Raw genomic sequence first — 18,653 nt, 5'->3', positions numbered from 1 at the left:
TGGAGGGTGGCCGACAGTGTCGAGCACAGTCCCCCGCGTGACCCCGCCCGACCTCGCAACTCAGCAGGACCCACGTCTCCTGCGCCGACGGCACGCGCTCGTCGTCGTGCTCACCTTCCTGACCGGCAGCGCGGACGCCCTCGGGTTCCTCTCCCTCGGCGGCGCCTTCGCCAGCGTGATGACCGGCAACATGGTCCTGCTCGGACTCTCGGCCGGCCGGGGCGACGCCGAACTGGCTCTGACGTCGGGCTGCGCCATCGTCAGCTTCATCGCCGGAGTTCTCGCGGGTGCCCGCGTCGTCGGCTCGGCACAACCGGACGACCCGGTCTGGCCACGACGGGTCACCTGGGCGCTGGTCCTGGAACTGGTGGTGTTCGCCGTGTTCCTCGTCGTCTGGGAAGTCACGCTGCACGCCCCCGACGCGCGTGTCCACCTCGCGCTGCTCATGCTGTCCGCGGTCGCGCTGGGCGTCCAGAGCAGCGCGATCCAACGATTCGGCGTACCCGGGCTCTCCTCCACGTACCTGACCGGCACGCTCACCAGCCTGATCGCCGGCGTCGCCGCGCGCAGCCCGTGGGGCAGCCTGCGCCCCAAGGCCCAGGTCCTGCTGGCCCTCATGGTCGGCGCGGCGGTCGGCGCGCTGGTCGCCCTGCACCTGCCGGTCGTGGCCCCGGCCCTGCTGATCGTGCCGCTGGTGCTCGTCATCGCGGTGTCCGCGCGGATGCGGGCCTGACCGTTGTGGTGGCGTGCCGGTGTCGGTCCGACCAACGCGGGATGGCGGAGACCCGCCATGTCCGTGCTCCGCCAGTGATCACGTGGTTCAACCGGATGCCCGTCGCCTGAGAATCGGCGACGGCGGTGTCGGCCCTCCCGGGCGACCGCCCGAGGGAGGGGACGTACTTCATGCTCAGACCCAGACAGCGGACACGTCGAGCCATGGGCGCCGTGGGTGCGGCGCTGGCCATCGTGCTCGCACTGCCGACCGGCGCCGCCGTGGCCGCGCCCGCGCCGAGCAACGGCGCTGTCGACCCACTGCGCAAGGTGGACCCGCGCGTGCTCGCTTCGGCCCGTGCCGGCACCAACGTCGGCTTCTTCGTCGAGCTGACCGACGAAGCCACGCTGAACCAGAGCGACCTGGACCGGGTCGAACGGGCCGCCGGTGGCCGGGCCGGGCGGGTCGCCCGCACCACCCGGGTCTACGAGACCAAGCTGGCCCACGCCGAGAAGACCCAGCGCGGGCTCCGTTCCCTGCTGCGCAACCGGCACGCCGACTTCACCCCGTACTGGATCGCGAACATCATCGAGGTCACCGGCGACCTGAAGCTGATGACCGAACTGGCCGGCCGGGCCGACGTCGCGCGGATCACCGCGATCGGTGGGACCAAGCTCGCGGAGCCGGTCCGCACCGCCGGCGCCTCGGCCGACAACCCGCAGCTGCCGTGGAACCTCACCTCGCTCGCAGCCGACAAGGTCTGGCGCGAGTACGGCACCCGCGGCGAGGGCATCGTCGTCGGCAGCGTCGACTCAGGTGTCCAGTACGACCACCCGGCCCTGGTCCGCCAGTACCGTGGCAACGACGGTGACGGCACCTTCACACACGACTACAACTGGTACGACCCGACCGGGATCTGCCTGCCGTCGACGCCCTGCGACAACTACGGGCACGGCACCCACACGGTCGGCACGATGGTCGGCGACGACGGCGACGGGCGGATCACCGGTGTGGCCCCGGGTGCCAGCTGGATCGCGGCCAAGGGGTGCGAGGCCAACTACTGCAGCAACAGCGCCTTGCTCGCGGCCGGCCAGTGGATGCTCGCGCCGACCGACCGCAACGGCGAGAACCCCCGCCCGGACCTCGCGCCGGACATCATCAACAACTCCTGGGGCGGCCACGACGGTGACCCCACCTTCTACGACACCATCATCGACTCCTGGGTCGCCGCCGGCATCTTCCCGGTCTTCGCGGTCGGCAACGAGGCCAAGGAGCTGCCTGAGCCGTGCGGCTCGGCGGGCCACCCGGCCACCAACCCGCTGGCGTACGCCGTCGGCGCGACCAGCGCCACCGGTACGATCGCCGACTTCTCCAGCCGTGGTCCGGGCCGCGAGGACACGGTACGGCCGGACATCACCGCCCCTGGGGTGGGCATCCTCTCCTCCGTGCCGGGCAGCGACTGGGGCATGAGCGACGGCACCTCCATGGCCGCCCCACACGTCGCCGGCGCGGTCGCCCTGGCCTGGTCGGCCGTGCCGAACCTGCGCCGCGACCTGGCAACCACCCGCGAGCTGCTGGACCGCACCGCGCACGACGTCAACGACCTGCAGTGTGGTGGCACCCCGGCCGACAACAACGTCTACGGCGAGGGTCGCCTCGACGCGTACGACCTGGTGACCCAGGCATCCACGGCGCAGCTCGGCGGCGTCGTGGTGCACGCGAACCTGAACGGCACCGTGCTCTCCGGGGCGGAGATCACCCTGACCTCCGCCCTGGTCACCCGCACCGCCCGCACCGACGCGCGCGGCACGGTCCAGCTTGGTCGGGTCCCGGCCGGGGAGTACACGCTGACCGCGTCGTTCTTCGCGCGGCGCACCGTACGGCAGACCATCACCGTCTCGACCAGCGGCACCACCAACCTGACGCTGGACCTGTCCGAGCCCGCGCCGTGGCAGGCGATCCAGGGCCGGGTCACCGACCCGGCGGGCAGGCCGGTGGTGGGTGCCCGGTTGGCGCTCGCCGGGGAGACGTTCCCGGCGTTCGTCACCAACGCCGACGGTCACTACACCGGGATGCTGCCCGAGGCCGACTACGACCTGCTGGTCGAGTACGGCCGGTGGCTGGCACCGAAGACCGTCGCGCTGACCGTCGACGGACCGGAGACGGTGGACGTGGCGCTCGCCGCGAAGACCGACCGGCACGGCTACCGGGCGGGGACGGCCACCGCGGAGTGGGCCGACGGCGGCAGCGTGCTGGCCCTCACCGGCGACACCGCGAGCCGGGCCGTCGACCTGCCGTTCCCGATGACGTTCTACGGCAGCACCTACCGTCAGCTCACCGTGCACACCGATGGTTACCTGACCTTCGGCGCTGACGCGACCACCTCGGTCGGCGACAACGGGCCGCTGCCCGCCCCGGCGGTCTCGGCGCCGGCCGTCTACGCGTTCTGGGACGACCTGGTCCTGGACCACGCCTCGACGGTGCGTACCAAGGTGTCCGGCACCGGCACGGCCCGACAGGTCGTGGTCACTTGGAACCGGGCCGCGCTGAAGAGCGCACCGAAGACCCGGGTCGACGTCCAGGTGCGCCTCGGCGAGAACGGCACCGTCACCATCCAGTACCGCAAGCTCGCCGCCACGGCGGCGGGGACCGGCGGTTCGGCGACCGTCGGCATCGAGGACGCCGCCGGCCGCGACGCGCTGACGTACTCGCGGGACGAGCAGGTGCTCGACGCGGCCGACGCGATCACCTTCCGGGTGGCCGGTCGTGGCCTGGTGCGGGGCACGGTGCGGGACGCGAACGACCGTCAGCCGCTGGCCGGCGCGACGGTACGGGTCGAGTCGCCGGACGCACCGCAGCCGATCACCGCGACCACCGACGCCGACGGCTTCTACCAGGTGGAGGCACCGGCCGGGCCGGTCACGGTGACCGCTCTGCAGCCGGGCTACGACCTGCCGGCGAGCACCGTCGGCGTGGTCGAGTCGACGGTCGTCACGCACGATCTGGCGCTGCGTACGCCGCTGCTGCTGGCCAACAGGAACGCGGTCTCGGTGACCGCCCGGGCCGGGGTGACCCGGACCGCGACGGTGACCCTGACCAACCGGGGCGACCTGCCGGCCACCTGGCTGGCCCGGGAGATCAACTCGCCCACCCCGCCGACCGGCGTCCCCGGCCGGCAGCTCAGCTCGTTCCCGCTCAAGGAGCTCTACAACGCCTACGGCGTCGGCTACCGCAACGGCGAGTTGATCGTCTCCAACTCGTACCTGTTCGGCCAGATGCAGCGCTTCAGCACGGACGGCCGGTCACTGGGCAAGGGTGTGCTGCCGATCGACGGCTGGCCCTCGGACATGGCGTACGTGCCGAGCCGGGACCTGATGTGCGCGCCGAAGATGTCGTTCATCGGGGACCTGCCGATCGTGTGCTTCGACCCGGACACCCTGGAGGTGAAGGAGACCATCACCGGGCCGTGGGCCGGCAAGCTCTACTACGGGCTCGCGTACCGCGCCTCGGACGACACCTTCTACCTCAGCGGCGACAACCGCATCCGGCACCTCGCCGGACTGTCTCACCCGCAGCCCGGTTCGGTGCTGGGGGAGTGCACCCCGCCCATCCCGTGGATGACCGGCCTGGCCCTCAACGAGGAACACAACGTGTTGTGGGGCATCAACCAGGACTCCAAGGAGTCGATCTGGGCGCTCGACCCGGCCACCTGCCAGCCGCTCGCCTCGGTGCCCGACCCCGACCCGAACCCGCTCAGCGGGGCCGGGCTGGACCTGGACGAGCAGGGCAACCTGTGGGTGCTCGGCAACGCGACCGGCCGGCCGTACGGCGGCAAGGTCTACCACGTCGACGGCTCGCTGCCCGCGTACAGCGACGTGGCGTGGCTGTCCGCCGCCACCTCCGGCGAGGTGCCGGCGGGGGCGAAGGGCGTGCTGACCATCACCGTGGACACCACCGGCCTGGCACCGGGCACGTACGTCGCCACGCTGCTGGTCACCAACAACGGTGCAAAGGGGGCGTCCACCCCGATCACCGTGTCGGTGACGGTCACGAAGTGAAGATCGGGGCCTGCCGACACCGCCAGTGTCGGCAGGCCCCCACTATCGGTTCAGAGCCAGTCGTTGCGGGCGATGAACCAGCCGAGCTGCATCCGGGTGGCGCTTCCGGTCGAGTCCATCAACTGTCGCAACCGCCGCTGCACCGTACGCAGCGAGATGCCCAACTGGGAGGCGACCGCCTTGTCCGGCAACCCGGTCATCAGCAGCGACAGGATCTGCCGGTCGACGGGGGTGGGCGTGCTCTGCCGCTCGACGTCGTCGACGACCTCGGTGGCCGGGGCGAGCCGCAGCGGCGTGGCCCGGTCCCACACCTCGGTGAACAGCGCCACGAGCACCTCCACCCAGGTGGTGCCACGGACCACGAGCGCCCAGGGGTCGACGCTCTCGGCGCGCGCGGGAAAGGAGATCAGCGCGACCCGGCGGTCGGCGACGGCGAGCTTACCCGGCACGTTCGCAGCGACCCGTGCCTGTTCACCGGCCGCGACGAACCGGCCGATGTGGGCCGCCGCACCCGGCCGTTCCAGCCCTCGCCGGTCGTACACGACGCGAAAGGCGACGCCCTGGCCGAGCATCTCGACCTCGGTCGGGTTGTCCTGCAGCACGGCCGCGTACGGCGGGCGGTCGAAGCCGAGCACCTCCTCCTGCGCCCCGCGCAGGAACTGGTCGAACGCCTGCATGATCGCGGGAACGCCGACGACCAGCTGGACATCCTGGCCCATCGGGTCCGCCGGGCGTTGCTGCCGCAACCAGTCCCACAGGCCGACGCGCGCCTCCTGAAGCTCGCGCATCCGCTGGTTGAGCAGCGACTCGATGGCCAGGTCCGGCGGGGCGGCACCGGCGCGGCCGGCGACCACGCGTACCAGCCCGGCCCGGGCGAGCGCGTCGAGCGCGTGGTCCAGCTCGGCCACCGTGGCCGCGACCCGTGGTGCCAGCTCGGTCGCGGTCCCGGCACGGCCACGGACCAGCTCCAGGTAGACCTTCTCCTCCAGCTCGCTCAGACCGAATGCGCTCAGCAACAGACCACCACACCCGCCTCGGGCGGCCCGCCGTTCGTGCGGCTCCGCTCCAGCTGATCTTGGAGCGCTCCCAGCGGGACGTCAAGAGGCGCGACCGCACGGCTTCTGACCTTCAGACGCCGCGAGCGAACAGGGCCAGACGTACCCGGTTGGGGCTGTCGGTCTTGGTCATCAGACTGGTGATGTGGGTCTTGACCGTGGTGACACCGATGTGGAGTCGGTCGCCGATCTCGGTGTTGGACAGGCCCTCGGCGACCAGGTTCAGCACCTCCCGTTCGCGGGCGGTCAACCCCTGCACCGCTCGGGGCGGCTCGGGGCGCGCGTGTACCGCCCGTTGCACGAGTCGGCGCAGCACCTCCGCGCTGAACGGGCTGTCACCGACGGCGGCCCGGCGGATGCCGTCCAGCAACTCGGTCGGGGGCGCGTCCTTGAGCAGGAACCCGCAGGCGCCGGCGGTCAGGGCGGGATAGAGGTGGTCGTCGTCGCCGAACGTGGTCAGCACCAGGATGCGGGTGGCGGGACGCTCGGCGAGGATCCGGCTGGTCGCGGTGATCCCGTCGACGCCGGGCATGCGCAGGTCCATCACGACGACGTCGGGGAGGAGCCGCGCGGCGAGCGTGATCGCCTCGCGGCCGTTGTCGGCCTCCCCGACGACCTCGATGTCGGGCTGGGCGTCGCAGAGCATCCGCAGCCCGGCCCGGATGAGGTGCTGGTCGTCGACCAGCAGCACCCGGATCACGCCGGCTCCGACGCGGGCGTTCCGGCGGGCGCCGCGCGGTCCCGGGGTAACGACCGGGCGGACGGCTCGGCGGCGGAGGCCGGGAGCACGGTACGCACCCGCCACCCCGTCCCCGTCGGGCCGGCCTCCAGCCGGCCGCCGAGGACCTCGACACGCTCGCGCATCCCGGTGATGCCGTGCCCGCCACCGGCCGGCACGCCCGCCGGAACCCCACCACGCCCGTTGTCGGTGACCTCCCAGTGCACGGACCCGTCCCGGACGGCGACCACGAGGTGCGCGAGCGCGGACGTCCCCGCGTGTTTGGCCACGTTGGTCAGCGCCTCCTGGGTCAGTCGCAGCACCGCCATGCCGCGCACCGCGTCGAGTGAACCGATCGCCGAGTCGAGATCGGCCTCCACCGTGACACCCGCCTGCCGGGCCCGGTCGATGGACGCGCCGATCGCCGCCGGCAGCGCGGACGGTTCGATCGCGGTCAGCGCCGCGTCACCGCGTACCCCGTCGGGGTTGCGCAGCACCGCGACCAGCCGGCGCAGCTCCGCGAGGGCCGCGGTGCCGGTGCCGTGCACGTCGTCGAAGACCTCGCCCACCCGGGGGTCCAGGTCGGTGAGCACGTGCCGGGCCACGCCGACCCGCAGGACCATCGACGCCACGTGGTGTGCGACGACGTCGTGCAGCTCGCGGGCGATGGCGGCGCGTTCGTCGGCGCGGGCCGCACGGCTCTCCGACTCGTGCTGGCGTTGCTCGGCGACCGCCCGCTCCACGGCCTGCCGACTCAGCTCCCGGTTGGCCCGGATGACGAGGCCGAGCAGCACCGGCACGCCGACCTCCAGGGCCAGCCCGACGACGCCGGAGGCGACCCGGCGGAGCGGGTCGCCGATCGAGTCGGTCAGGTCGACCACGACCAGCAGCGCGGCCGCCAGCCAGATGGCCTGCGCGCGGCGCGCGCGCATGGTGACCTCGAGTAGCGCCCAGCTGGCACCAACCTGGTTGATCGTGAAGTCGTCGACCAGGGCGATCGCGACCGCAAGCAGGGCGGCCTGCGCCACCAGGTTGACCACTGGCCGACGGTGCGCCGCCAGCGCCACGGCGAACGCGAGCACCGCGAGGATCCACTGTGTCGTCGTCGGTGTGCTGGTGGAGTGCGGAACGAAGAGCAGGTAGCACAGCCCGGTGAGGTCGAGCAGCACCATCCGCACGAGGGTGTCCCGCATGTCGAACACCCGTCTCGGCCAGCTCACGGTGGTCAGCCTAGGTGCTGTGGGCCGGTGGCGGCGGTCGGCGGCCGCCACCGGGTCCGGACCACGAGGTACGCGGCCAGGCCGAGCGGTCCGAGCAGGATGGTCAGCACCAGCACCGGAGCCATCACCAGCGCCGGCACCCCCCGTTCCCGGCTGTCCAACCACGCCCACCGCCCGACGAACAGATCGAACGCGATCATGTGTGCCCAACCCGCCGCCGCCCCGTCGGAGGTGCCGAGCAGATCGCGCACCCCGGCCAGGGTCGGCGACGCCACAGCCGGCAGCACGTCGCCGAACGCCGGGAGCACCAGCAGCGCGTAGATGGCCACGACCGGCAGCACGATCAGCGGCGAGGCGATGATCCGGGCGGTCCACGACCACCGGGGCAGCAGGATCATCAGCGCCCAGAACGGCGCGGCCACCGCGAACGTCAGGGAGAACAGCGTCGCGGTCACGCGGCCAGCGCCAGTTCCGGGCGACGTCCGCGGGCCAGCACCAGGCCGGTGGCGGTCGCTGTCGCGACCACCAGGGCCGCGACCGCGGCGAGCGTGACGGCGTCCGGCCGCAGCAGCGGCTGTCCGCGCAGGGCCTGCCAGGTCAACAGCACGGTGAGTACGCCGTACGCGCCGCCCGCGACGACCAGCAGCCGGGCGCGGGTGCGCTCGTCCCACCGCGTCGCGAACCGGGTCAGCAGGATCGCCAGGATCGGCAGCGCCTGGAGGGCGTGCAGCCCCACGAAATGCCCGATCCGCAGGTCACCGCCTGTAGTGCTCCAGCCGACCACCGGCAGGCCCGCCCCGCCGTCGGCCACACCGACGCTGTGCGCCCCGGCAATCCCCTCGATCCCCGGGTCCTGCGTCGGCAGCGCCATCGGCACCGCCGCGAGCATGCCCAACAGGGACAGGCCGAGCCCCCACCCGACGGCGGTCGCGGCGACCCGATCGGGGATCCGCTGGATCAGGACCACGATCCCGATGACGAGGTGTGCGAAGAACAGCACCATGATCGCCGCGCCCATCGCCGCGAACAGCGCGGTGTTCAGGGGGGTGCTGTCGTTGAAGTGGCTGGTCTGCCCGCGTACCACCTGACCGACGATCCACGCGTTCTCGACGACGGCCACCGCGACGATGACGACGACCGCCCCCTCGACGGCGCGGCTGCGTCGCGGCAGCAGGGAGAGCATCCAGGCGAGCGTCGCGCCGTACAGCACGAAGGACACCGCGAACTTGAACGGCTTGAGCCAGATCGGCGCCCCGGTGAGGACGCGCGAGTCGACGAGGATGCCGACCACGGCGACGACGGCGAGCACCGCCATCACGGATACCAGGAACATCAGCGGGCGGTTCCAGCGCGTCGCCCGGCGCATAACGGTAGTCATGTCTGTAGATGTTCGCGGCCGTGCCCTCCGATCGCGTCCGACCGCGAGCCCCGGTTGTGGCCGGTGGTCGGAACGCGTCTCCTCCCCGGGTAGGAGACGAAACCCGTCGAAGCCGCTCGGTGGTGCTGGCACAATGGCCGGCCTGCCGACCGGACGGGGATCGACGATGACGACCGACGAGGACCGTGTCCAACCGAACGAGACCACCGTGCCGCTGCTGCACTGCCCAGCCCCGGAGGAGACCCTGGCGTTCTGGCGGGCGCTGGGGTTCGAGGTGGCCTACGAGCAGCTCAAGCCTTACGTGTACCTGGCCTTCACGTGGAGTGGGTTCCAACTGGACTACGGCCCCGCGCCGAAGGACCTCGACCCGGCGAAGGAGCAGTCCGGCGGGTGCCTGGTGATGGTGGACGCGGTGGCGCCGTACCACGCGGCGTTCACCGAGGCGATGCGCCGCAGCTACGGCAAGGTGCTGGTCAAGGGTCTACCCCGGATCACCCGCTACCGCGCCGGGGCGTCGCGGTTCAGCATCGTCGACCCGTCGGGCAACACCATCGTCTTCATCCAGCGGGACGAGCCGGAGGACGTGGAGTACGGCGGGTCGAAGGAGCTTGACGGGCTGGCCCGGGTGCTCGACAACGCGCGGATCCTGCGCGAGTTCAAGATGGACGACCGGGCGGCCTACCGGGCGCTCGACTCGGGGATGCGCCGCCGCGCCGAGGACGCGCCGGTGGTCGAGCAGGCGATGGCGCTGGCCGGCCTGATCGAGCTGGCCACCGCGTTGGACAAGGCCGACCGGGTGCCCGAGTGGGGCGCCCGCCTCCAGGCGCTGTCCCTGACCCCGGAGCAGCGGACGCAGGTGGCGCAGTACGTCGCCGACCCCACCCTCCTCGAACCGTGGTGGCCGGACGCGACCTGACCCCGGACATCCCGTGCGCCGGCCAGGATCCGCACAACTGCAGGGATGTAGGTGCCTCCACGGCGGGCGAGGCAGCACTTTCGGGGCTGCCGCACGTGTGCTGATCGGCCTGACTGCCGACTTCCTGCCCTGACGGGCCGAACGTCCGCTTCGCCCTATGCCACCTCAGCGCGTACGTCTGGTCATTCCACGGAACGGCACAGAATTACCGCTTTAGGGTAAGTGCGTCCAACCCGCCTACCTCCTCCGATAGCTTTCGAAGGAGAGGAAAATTCGTATTCCTCCCTTCGGGTGCATAAGGAGTCAGTGATGAAGCGCAGCATCGCGCTTGCGGCAGCCCTCCTGGCGGGTCTGACCAGCGTCGGATCGATCCCCGGGACCGCCTTCGCCGATGGCGGCGGCCCTGGTTACCACGACGACCGCAAGGGAGGTGAACACCATCACGGCGACGAGGGCGCGGTCTTCGTGCAGACCAACAAGGCCGAAGGCAACACCATCAAGGTGTACGACCGCGACGAGGACGGCCGCCTCACCAAAGCCGGCGAGTACGAGACCGGCGGGCTGGGCGGGTTCACCATCGGCGCGCCGCTCGACGCGCTGGCCTCGCAGGGGTCCCTGATCTACCACAAGGGCCTGCTTTTCGCCGTGAACGCCGGCAGCAACACGGTGACGGTCTTCGGTGTCGAGGGCACCAAGCTGCACAAGCTCCAGGTCATCTGGTCCGGCGGTCTGCTGCCGGTCAGCATCGCGGCCCGTGGCGACCTCGTCTACGTCCTCAACGCCGGCGGCGAGGGGTCGGTCCAGGGCTTCAAGCTGGACAAGGGGCACCTGTCGCGGATCGAGAACGCCAACCGGTCGCTCGGCCTGCACAACGGCAACCCGCCCGCGTTCGGGACCGCCCCGGCCCAGGTCAAGATCGACCCGGACCGTGAGTTCGTCCTGGTGTCGACCAAGGCCGCGAACGTCATGTTCAGCTACGAGATCGGTCGCCACGGCGAGCTGGCCCGCAACCCCGTCATCAGCGACGCGGGGGACGGTCCGTTCGGCTTCACCTTCGACACCGACGACTCGCTGCTGGTCACCGAGTCCAACGCGAACGCGGTCAGCCGGTTCGAGTTGGAGGACGACGGCGCGCTCGACCAGATCGGGCCGTCGGTGCCCAACGGTCAGCAGGCGCCGTGCTGGATCCAGCGCGTCGGCGACTACTTCTTCGTCGCCAACGCCGGCACCTCCACCATCAGCTCCTACCGGGTCGACGACGACGGCAAGCTCCAACTCGTCAAGGCCGTCGCCGCGGACACCGGCGGCGGGTCGATCGACATGACCACCAGCGACGGCTTCCTGTACGTGCAGAACGCCACCGCCGGCAACGTGCAGGGCTACGAGGTGCACGAGGACGGCTCGTTGAAGCTCGTCACCACCGTGGAGGGCCTGCCGAAGTTCACCGACGGCATCGGCATGGAAGGCATCGCCGCCTCCTGAACGCGTCACCCGCTGGTCCCGGTCGCTCACCGACCGGGACCAGCGCCTTTTGCCGATCCGCCGCTCACGTGTGCGGCGGCGGCCCTACCGGTCCCACCGATCGGCGAACGGCAGCGCGAGTCGCCGTACGTCGTCGTGCAGCCTGGACGGGCCGCCGAACTGCCGCAGCGCCGCCGGTGCGTGCCGCAGCACCCACCGCGACAGCGCGACGGACCAGTCGTCCTCGTCGTGCCAGCTCGACCAGGGGTGGGCGTCGCCCAGCAGGTCGTACATCCACTCGCTCGTCGCCACGACGAGCTGATGCCCCGCGATCGGGTCGGTCAGTACGCTCGCCCAGGTGGTCAACCACGGTGTCAGTGTCGCGCTGGCCTCGGAGACGAGCACCAGGGCCTCGTGGGCGGGCGCCTTCGCGGTGGGATCGATGAGCACGTGCAGCCACCAGGCGTCCAGAAACTCCTGGACGGCGTCGCGTTGCGCGGTGGGCCACTCCTGCCAACGGGAGTGGCCGAAGTGGCATCCCAACTGGTCCACCGGCTCGACCTGACCGGTGACGAGGCCGTGCGTCACCTGGGGCAGGATCCGGCGCAGCAGTGGCCCCGGGTGGTGCCAGTCGTTCGTCCAGTACGTGCGGCGCAGCAGGTCGTCGTCGAGCGCGACGTCCGGTGTCTTGAGGAGGGCCAACTCCTCGGCGCTGCCCCAGTGGCACTCGCAGTTGGACTCCTGCGGGTGGGCGCTCATGCCCCGGAAACTGGTGGCGATTCCCACCAGCGCCGCGTCCAGACGTCGGGTCACGTCAGCAGGGTCAGGGGCCATGACGACCACCTTCGATGACTCCAGAAGCGCGCGGCTGCCGAAGGGGGAAACTCTAGACCATGAGATCGGTGGCTCCGGTCGGCGGCGTGGTCGCCGTGGCCAGACGGCCTGCGGTCAGGTGGAACCGGCGGCCGCGCGACGGGACCTACGAGGCCAACCGTTCACCCACCTTGGTGCCCGCTCGGGTGAAATCGACCCCGTCGTCCGACTTGTTGATCTCCGACCAGACCGCGTCGAGGGAGAGGCCGAGGACGTCGGCGATCGCCGCGATGGTCGGGAAGGCGGGGGTGGCTATGCGGCCGGACTCGATCTTCCGGAGCGTCTCCGGTGAGACCCCCGCGTCCAGCGCGGTGAGGAGCATCGAGCGCTCCCCTCGGGCTCGGCGCAGGAGGGCGCCGAGGCGCTGTCCGCGTTCGACCTCTGCGGGGGTGAGTGGCAACCTGACCATGGCCCGATTCTAGTACCGGGATAATATGGCCGGGATACTTATTGGTTTGAGGAAGGCGCTGCATGATCGAGATCCTGAGCCCCACCGACCTGCCGCGCGCCAGGGACACCGGCGCGCTGGTCGCCGGCATCCTGCAGACGTTGAAGGGCCGCAGCGTGGTCGGCACGAACCTCCTGGACATCGACGCGTGGGCGCAAAGCATGATCATCGAGGCCGGCGCGCAGTCCTGCTACGTCGACTACGAGCCGTCCTTCGGGCGTGGGCCGTTCGGCCACTACATCTGCACGTCGGTGAACGACGCGGTGCTGCACGGCCTGCCGTACGACTACACGCTCGCCGACGGCGACCTGCTGTCGCTCGACCTCGCCGTCTCCCTGGGTGGAGTCGTCGCCGACTCCGCGATCAGTTTCGTCGTGGGCGAGGCGCAGCCCCCGGAGAGCATTGCGCTGATCGACGCCACCCAGCGCGCGCTGAACGCCGGCATCGCCGCCGCCGGCCCCGGAGTCCACATCGGTGACATCTCCCACGCCATCGGCTCGGTTCTCGGCGCGGCGGGATACTCGATCAACACCGAGTTCGGCGGCCACGGCGTCGGTTCGACGATGCACCAGGACCCGCACGTCTCCAACACGGGACGACCCGGCCGCGGCTACCGGTTGCGCCCGGGGCTGCTGCTGGCACTGGAGCCGTGGGTCATGGCGGACACCGCGACGCTCGTCACCGATCCCGACGGATGGACCCTGCGCAGCGTGACCGGCTGCCGGACAGCCCACAGCGAGCACACGATCGCCATCACCGACGACGGCGCCGAGGTGCTCACCCTGCCGAAGCCGTGACCCGACGTCAGGAGCCGTCGGCTCGTCGGATCGCGGCGGCCATCTCCGCCGAACTGTGGTCGGCGTCGACCCCCTCGACGAGGATCACCTCGCCAACGAGGTGCCTCGTCCGCAAGGGTCTGATCTCCTGGTAGGCGCTGGAGTGGTACCACGAGCGGGCTCCGGCCAGGTCGGGGAATTCGATGACGACCAGGTCACCCGGCCAGCTGCCTTCCAGCACCTCGACGGACCCACCGTGAACGATGAACCGGCCGCCGAAGGGCGCCAGGGTGGCCTCGATGCGATCCAGGTACTCCAGCACCTCGGCATGGACGGGTGCTTTCCGTAGATGAGCAAGCGCGTACGCGGTCATGATTCTCCGTTCGTCGTAGCCGGGTTGTCGCCTTCCAGGAGATGGTCGCGAACCCCCATCCACGTTGTCGATTACGTCGCAGGTAAGGGGTCGTGCCGCGCCGTCGTCACTAGGGTCAGGGTGTGACGATCATGACCAGGCCGGGACGGTCGGTGGGGGAGCTGCTGCGCGACTGGCGCCGAACGCGCGGGAAGAGCCAGCTCGACCTGTCGATCGAGGCGGGGGTGTCGGCCCGGCATCTCAGTTTTGTGGAAACCGGGCGATCCCGGCCGAGCGCGGAATTGATCCTGCGGCTGGCGGAGCAGCTCGACATGCCGCTGGCCGAGCGCAACGCGATGCTGCTCGCTGGCGGTTACGCCCCCGCCTTCCCCAGCCACCAGCTGACAGATCCGGAACTCGCCCCGTTACGCGCGGCCGTACGGCAGATTCTCGACGGACACAGCCCGTACCCGGCGGTGCTCGTCGACCAACACTGGCACCTCGTCGAGGCCAACCCCGCCGTCGCCCTGTTCACCGCCGGCGCGGAGCCGCACCTCCTGGCCCCTCCGATCAACGTGCTACGGCTCAGCCTGCACCCCGACGGCATGGCCTCCCGGATTCTCAACCTCCCGCAGTGGCGGGCCCACCTGCTCAGACGACTGCACCAGCAGGCCGCGACAACCAACGACCCGGCCCTGTCCGAACTGTTCGAGGAGCTTCGCGGCTATCCCAGTGGTGACGACGTCGAGGCACCGACCAGCGACGACGTCTCGCGTGTCGTCATCCCACTTCGCTACCGCCACGGCGACCAGGAGTTGTCGTTCCTCAGCACGACCACCCTCTTCGGCACCCCGCTGGACGTCACCGTCGCCGGGCTGGCCGTGGAGGCATTCTTTCCCGCCGATCCGGTGACCACCGCCGCGCTCCACGCCCTCGGCGCGCCCGCAGTCAGCGCTGGCTGACCTCCAGCACCACCGTCGCGCCCGTGATGCCGGGTCAACAGCCCGGCGCTGCAGCCACGGTGGACGATTAACCGGCCCCCGAAGGGGCACGTCCATCGGTGCCACCCTGCCGAGTCGCGTTCAGAATGAACCGATCGGTCATGTTTTCCGTGATGACGGTCAGGGTCACCCCACCAGAGTCACGGAGGCGCGATGTCAACGGTTCGAACGGGTCCGGTCATCGGATTGCTCGCGCAGATCGGCGTGTTGGCGGTGCTCGCAGGAACAGTCGGTCTGGGCTCGGCCGGGTGGGTGGCCGGGCTGGCGTACGGGGTGGTCCTGTGCGCCCTGCTCAGCCGGGGGATGTCCCGCTCGGGCGCGCGTGATCTGAGCCCGGCCGACCGGGTGACCCTGAGTCGGGCGGTCCTCGTCGGCGGCGTGACGGCCCTGGCCGCGGACTCGTTCTCCGGGCCGGCACCGGTCACCCTGATGGTCGTCCTCACCAGCGTGGCGCTGGCCCTCGACGCCGTGGACGGATACACGGCCCGCCGCACCGGGACGTCGAGCGAGCTCGGCGCGCGCTTCGACATGGAGATCGACTCCTTCCTGGTCCTGGTGCTCTGCCTGTACGTGGCCCCCTCGGCGGGAGGCTGGGTGCTCGCGATCGGCGCGATGCGGTACGTCTTCGTCGCCGCGAGCTGGGTGCTGGGATGGATGCGTGGATCGTTGCCGCCGCGCTACTGGCGCAAGGTCGTCGCCGCGATCCAGGGTGTGGTGCTGACAGTGGCGATGGGCGACGCGTTGCCCGGCCCGCTGACGACCGTCGTGCTGGTGGCGTCACTGGCGCTGCTGGTCGAGTCGTTCGGGCGGGACGTCAGGTGGCTGTGGACGACGCGCCTTCTCCGCCGCGTCCTCGTCCACGACACTCCGGTCGACCAGCACGCTCCGGTCGCCCAGCACGCCTCGGGCATTGCCGATGCGCCCGGCGCGATGGCCCACGCGGGCAGTCAGCCGAGCCACAGTGTCCCGAGTGCGGGCGCGGGGCTGCCCGGGCTGGGCCACGGCAGGGCGGATGGGCTGCCCTGGCCGGAACACCGGACGGTCGCCGTGGCCCGGCGCGGGATCGCCCGCGTCTGAGCCGCCCGGATGCCGCGCCCAACAAAGATCATGGAAGGATGCCCGGGTTGTCGCTCTTGACGCGCGTACGTCAGATGCCGAGCCAGGGACGGAAGGCGATGAGGGGCGAACGTCCGGACGTCACCGCCACCGTCGGCGGCGAAGCCGAGGATCAGCCGAAGCGCTCCGTCGCGGCACGACTGACGACGGTCCTGGCCGCGTTGCTCGTGCTGCTCGTGCTCACCCTGCCGTACGACTTCGGCCGCTTCAGCCCGGGTGCGTTCGTGCGGATCCCCCTGGAGGCGCTGCTGGCCGTCGCCCTCCTGCTGGCCCTACCGCCTCGCGCGAGCCGGTGGGTCGCCACCCTCGCCGGCGTGGCCCTCGGCCTGCTCGGTCTGCTGAAGCTGTTCGACCTGGGGTTCACCGCCGCGCTCAGCCGGGCCTTCGACCCGGTGCTCGACTGGGCATTGCTCGACGAGGGGTTCGCCTTCCTCAGCGAGTCGTACGGCCGACCCGCCGCCGTCGGTGCGGCGATCGCCCTGGCGGTGGTGGCGGTGGGCCTGCCCACCCTGGTCACGCTGTCGATGCGGCGAATGCGCCGGCTGGTGATCCGGCACCGCGCCGGGACCACCCGGATCGTGGCGGCGCTGGTGGTCGTCTGGGTGGTCTGCGCCGCGTTCAACGTGCGGGTGGTCGAGGGCGTGACGGTTGCCGACACGTCCGCGACCACCCTGACCAACGGCCACGGCTTCCAGGTGCGCCTGCGTCTCGACGACCGGGAGAAGTTCGCCGCGCTCCTCGGCGACGACCGGTTCGACCAGACTCCCGGCGACCAACTACTCACCGCGCTGCGCGGCAAGAACGTGGTCATCTCCTTCGTGGAGAGCTACGGCCGGGACGCCGTCGAGGACCCGGAGTTCGCCCCACAGGTCGGTGCGGTCCTCGACGGCGGGACCAGCCGGCTGAGCGCGGCCGGGTTCGCCGCGCAGAGTGGCTTCCTCACCTCGCCGACGTTCGGCGGCGGCAGCTGGCTCGCGCACGACACGCTGCTCTCCGGCCTCTGGATCGACAACGACCAGCGTCACCGCACCCTGTTGGCGAGTGACCGGATGACCCTCAACGGTGCCTTCCGGCGGGCGAGCTGGCAGACCGTCGGCGTGATGCCCGCCGTCAGCAGGGCATGGCCGGAAGGCTCCTTCTTCGGCTACGACAGGTTCTACGACGCCCGGAAGCTCGCGTACCGTGGCCCGAAGTTCAGCTTCGGCACCATGCCCGACCAGTACACCCTCGCCAGTTGGCGGCGCCTGGAGCAGGCGAAGCAGGACGACAACCCGACGATGACGGAACTCGCGCTGGTGTCGAGTCACGCGCCGTGGACGCCCGTCCCGGATCTGGTCGACTGGGCCGACATCGGCGACGGGGCGATCTTCAAGGGGACCGCGAAGGAGTCCGACGACCGGCGACGCAACACCGCCCAGATCCGGGCAGACTACCGGTACTCCATCGAGTACACGCTGAGCGCGCTCATCTCCTACGTGCAGACCTACGGAGACGACGACCTCGTGTTCATCTTCCTCGGCGACCACCAGCCCGCCACCGTGGTCACCGGCGACAACGCCAGCCGAGACGTCCCGATCAGCCTCATCACCCGGGACCGGGCCGTCCTGGACCGGATCTCCGGGTGGGGTTGGCAGGACGGGCTCAAGCCGGGCCCGCAGGCGCCGGTCTGGCGGATGGACACCTTCCGGGACCGGTTCCTGACCGCCTTCGGGCCGTGACCCGGCCACCCTCACGGACAGGACTCAGACAGATGACGGCTGGCACCAACACCAGGATCGCCGCGCTCCGGACCGATCCGGCGATGTCCCTCCTGCACCGATCGCTGGACGTCTACTACGGCGACGCCGAGCGCGACGCGCGGATGGACGCCTTCTACTCCAGCTTCGTCGCCGAGGGGGATCTCGTCTTCGACGTCGGCTCGCACGTGGGCGACCACATCGCCAGCTTCCGTCGCCTCGGGGCACGGGTGGTCGCCGTGGAACCGCAGCCGCTGTGCCTACGCGCCCTGCGAGCGATCTACGCCGACGACGAGCAGGTGACGCTCGTCGAAGCGGTCTGCGGGGCTGCCCCCGGGAAGACCCGCTTCCACGTCAACTCCGCCAATCCCACCGTGTCGACCGCCTCGCCCGACTTCATGCGGGCCGCGGAGGGCGCGGGCGGGTGGGAGGGCGAGGTGTGGGACGCCGACATCGAGGTCCCGGTGGTCACCGTCGACACCCTCATCGCCGAGTACGGCGTGCCGACCTTCGCGAAGATCGACGTGGAGGGTTTCGAGGACGAGGTGCTGGCCGGTCTGAGCCGTCCACTGCCCGCACTCTCGTTCGAGTTCACCACGATCGCGCGCCCGGTCGCCTCCCGGTGTCTCGATCGCCTGACCGCGCTCGGCTTCGAGGGCTTCGACGTCGCGCTCGGCGACGACAAGGCGATGACGTTCCAACGCTGGGTCTCCGCTACCGACATGGCGACACACCTCGCCGCACTGCCGCACCGCGCGAACTCCGGCGACGTGTACTGCGTGAACCGCGTCGCACCAGACCGCCGCCGGTCGTAGCGCGCCGGGTCGCGTACC

16 protein-coding genes and 1 pseudogene are annotated in these 18,653 nt (G+C 70.9%); 9 read left to right on the top strand and 8 right to left on the bottom strand.

Annotated elements, in window-relative coordinates; genetic code table 11:
* The first annotated feature begins 37 nt into the window (after nucleotides 1-37).
* Nucleotides 38-733 carry a YoaK family protein gene (locus tag ABGB10_RS01055; RefSeq protein WP_347658901.1) on the top strand — a complete coding sequence of 232 codons (696 nt, stop codon included), beginning with the start codon at nucleotides 38-40 and terminating at the stop codon, nucleotides 731-733.
* Nucleotides 734-903: 170 nt separating this feature from the next.
* Nucleotides 904-4,770: a S8 family serine peptidase gene (locus tag ABGB10_RS01050; protein ID WP_347658900.1), complete on the top strand. Its 3,867-nt coding sequence runs from the start codon at nucleotides 904-906 to the stop codon at nucleotides 4,768-4,770.
* Between the two features lie 50 nt (nucleotides 4,771-4,820).
* Here the strand turns inward: ABGB10_RS01050 and ABGB10_RS01045 are convergent, their stop codons facing one another.
* The 5 genes from ABGB10_RS01045 to ABGB10_RS01025 all read right to left on the bottom strand — a co-directional run bounded on the left by ABGB10_RS01045 (nucleotide 4,821) and on the right by ABGB10_RS01025 (nucleotide 9,141).
* Complete coding sequence (locus ABGB10_RS01045; protein ID WP_347658899.1) at nucleotides 4,821-5,786, bottom strand: helix-turn-helix domain-containing protein; 966 nt, start codon at nucleotides 5,784-5,786, stop codon at nucleotides 4,821-4,823.
* A 112-nt stretch (nucleotides 5,787-5,898) separates the two neighbouring features.
* A complete protein-coding gene (locus ABGB10_RS01040) occupies nucleotides 5,899-6,525 on the bottom strand; it encodes a response regulator transcription factor (protein ID WP_347658898.1) in 627 nt (208 codons plus the stop codon).
* Nucleotides 6,522-7,763: a histidine kinase gene (locus tag ABGB10_RS01035; RefSeq protein ID WP_347658897.1), complete on the bottom strand. Its 1,242-nt coding sequence runs from the start codon at nucleotides 7,761-7,763 to the stop codon at nucleotides 6,522-6,524. Before ABGB10_RS01035 ends, ABGB10_RS01040 begins: the two co-directional genes overlap by 4 nt.
* A gap of 5 nt (nucleotides 7,764-7,768) precedes the next feature.
* A complete protein-coding gene (locus tag ABGB10_RS01030) occupies nucleotides 7,769-8,218 on the bottom strand; it encodes an ABA4-like family protein (protein WP_347658896.1) in 450 nt (149 codons plus the stop codon).
* Entirely contained in the window at nucleotides 8,215-9,141 is a 927-nt protein-coding gene (locus ABGB10_RS01025) for a hypothetical protein (protein ID WP_347658895.1), read from the bottom strand. The genes ABGB10_RS01030 and ABGB10_RS01025 overlap by 4 nt, the downstream gene beginning before the upstream one ends.
* A gap of 166 nt (nucleotides 9,142-9,307) precedes the next feature.
* Here ABGB10_RS01025 and ABGB10_RS01020 point away from each other — a divergent pair, with 166 nt between their 5' ends.
* Nucleotides 9,308-10,057, top strand: a complete 750-nt coding sequence (locus tag ABGB10_RS01020; RefSeq protein ID WP_347658894.1) for a glyoxalase — start codon at nucleotides 9,308-9,310, stop codon at nucleotides 10,055-10,057.
* A gap of 309 nt (nucleotides 10,058-10,366) precedes the next feature.
* The gene (locus ABGB10_RS01015) at nucleotides 10,367-11,539 is read left to right on the top strand and encodes a beta-propeller fold lactonase family protein (RefSeq protein ID WP_347658893.1); all 1,173 of its coding nucleotides are present in this window, start codon (nucleotides 10,367-10,369) and stop codon (nucleotides 11,537-11,539) included.
* 84 nt (nucleotides 11,540-11,623) lie between these two features.
* Here ABGB10_RS01015 and ABGB10_RS01010 read toward each other — a convergent pair whose 3' ends face one another.
* Together ABGB10_RS01010 and ABGB10_RS01005 are read right to left on the bottom strand one after the other, a co-directional pair.
* Entirely contained in the window at nucleotides 11,624-12,331 is a 708-nt protein-coding gene (locus ABGB10_RS01010; protein WP_347658892.1) for a hypothetical protein, read from the bottom strand.
* A 166-nt stretch (nucleotides 12,332-12,497) separates the two neighbouring features.
* On the bottom strand, nucleotides 12,498-12,800 hold the full coding sequence (locus ABGB10_RS01005) for a helix-turn-helix transcriptional regulator (protein WP_347658891.1): 303 nt from the start codon (nucleotides 12,798-12,800) through the stop codon (nucleotides 12,498-12,500).
* 62 nt (nucleotides 12,801-12,862) lie between these two features.
* Between ABGB10_RS01005 and map the strand changes: the two genes are divergently transcribed.
* On the top strand, nucleotides 12,863-13,636 hold the full coding sequence (gene map, locus ABGB10_RS01000; RefSeq protein ID WP_347658890.1) for a type I methionyl aminopeptidase: 774 nt from the start codon (nucleotides 12,863-12,865) through the stop codon (nucleotides 13,634-13,636).
* Nucleotides 13,637-13,643: 7 nt separating this feature from the next.
* On the opposite strand, the gene ABGB10_RS00995 is transcribed toward map, so the two are convergent.
* Nucleotides 13,644-13,988 (bottom strand): DUF1330 domain-containing protein, encoded by a 345-nt coding sequence (locus ABGB10_RS00995; RefSeq protein ID WP_347658889.1) that lies wholly within the window; start codon nucleotides 13,986-13,988, stop codon nucleotides 13,644-13,646.
* A gap of 131 nt (nucleotides 13,989-14,119) precedes the next feature.
* On the opposite strand from ABGB10_RS00995, the gene ABGB10_RS00990 reads away from it, so the two are divergent.
* From ABGB10_RS00990 to ABGB10_RS00975, 4 genes and pseudogenes are all read left to right on the top strand, one after another.
* Complete coding sequence (locus ABGB10_RS00990) at nucleotides 14,120-14,929, top strand: helix-turn-helix transcriptional regulator (RefSeq protein WP_347658888.1); 810 nt, start codon at nucleotides 14,120-14,122, stop codon at nucleotides 14,927-14,929.
* A 192-nt stretch (nucleotides 14,930-15,121) separates the two neighbouring features.
* Nucleotides 15,122-15,796, top strand: a pseudogene (locus ABGB10_RS00985) (CDP-alcohol phosphatidyltransferase family protein); the annotation flags it as partial.
* Between the two features lie 347 nt (nucleotides 15,797-16,143).
* Nucleotides 16,144-17,802 carry a sulfatase-like hydrolase/transferase gene (locus ABGB10_RS00980; RefSeq protein ID WP_347658887.1) on the top strand — a complete coding sequence of 553 codons (1,659 nt, stop codon included), beginning with the start codon at nucleotides 16,144-16,146 and terminating at the stop codon, nucleotides 17,800-17,802.
* 32 nt (nucleotides 17,803-17,834) lie between these two features.
* Nucleotides 17,835-18,635, top strand: a complete 801-nt coding sequence (locus ABGB10_RS00975) for an FkbM family methyltransferase (protein ID WP_347658886.1) — start codon at nucleotides 17,835-17,837, stop codon at nucleotides 18,633-18,635.
* The last annotated feature ends 18 nt before the right edge of the window (nucleotides 18,636-18,653 follow it).

The organism is Micromonospora sp. B9E7, assembly GCF_039871815.1.
In the GTDB taxonomy this organism is placed as follows: Bacteria; Actinomycetota; Actinomycetes; order Mycobacteriales; family Micromonosporaceae; genus Micromonospora.
Note: the sequence above shows the minus strand (reverse complement) of the source record. Positions and strands in the feature narration are given on the sequence as shown.

Excerpts from the sequence above, each read along its gene's own strand:
- ABGB10_RS01005 (WP_347658891.1), bottom strand. The coding sequence starts at position 12,800 with ATGGTCAGGTTGCCACTCACCCCCGCAGAGGTCGAACGCGGACAGCGC.
- ABGB10_RS01020 (WP_347658894.1), top strand. The coding sequence starts at position 9,308 with ATGACGACCGACGAGGACCGTGTCCAACCGAACGAGACCACCGTGCCG.
- ABGB10_RS00995 (WP_347658889.1), bottom strand. The coding sequence starts at position 13,988 with ATGACCGCGTACGCGCTTGCTCATCTACGGAAAGCACCCGTCCATGCC.
- ABGB10_RS00980 (WP_347658887.1), top strand. The coding sequence starts at position 16,144 with ATGAGGGGCGAACGTCCGGACGTCACCGCCACCGTCGGCGGCGAAGCC.
- ABGB10_RS00990 (WP_347658888.1), top strand. The coding sequence starts at position 14,120 with ATGACCAGGCCGGGACGGTCGGTGGGGGAGCTGCTGCGCGACTGGCGC.
- ABGB10_RS01025 (WP_347658895.1), bottom strand. The coding sequence starts at position 9,141 with ATGACTACCGTTATGCGCCGGGCGACGCGCTGGAACCGCCCGCTGATG.
- map (WP_347658890.1), top strand. The coding sequence starts at position 12,863 with ATGATCGAGATCCTGAGCCCCACCGACCTGCCGCGCGCCAGGGACACC.
- ABGB10_RS00975 (WP_347658886.1), top strand. The coding sequence starts at position 17,835 with ATGACGGCTGGCACCAACACCAGGATCGCCGCGCTCCGGACCGATCCG.
- ABGB10_RS01015 (WP_347658893.1), top strand. The coding sequence starts at position 10,367 with ATGAAGCGCAGCATCGCGCTTGCGGCAGCCCTCCTGGCGGGTCTGACC.
- ABGB10_RS01050 (WP_347658900.1), top strand. The coding sequence starts at position 904 with ATGCTCAGACCCAGACAGCGGACACGTCGAGCCATGGGCGCCGTGGGT.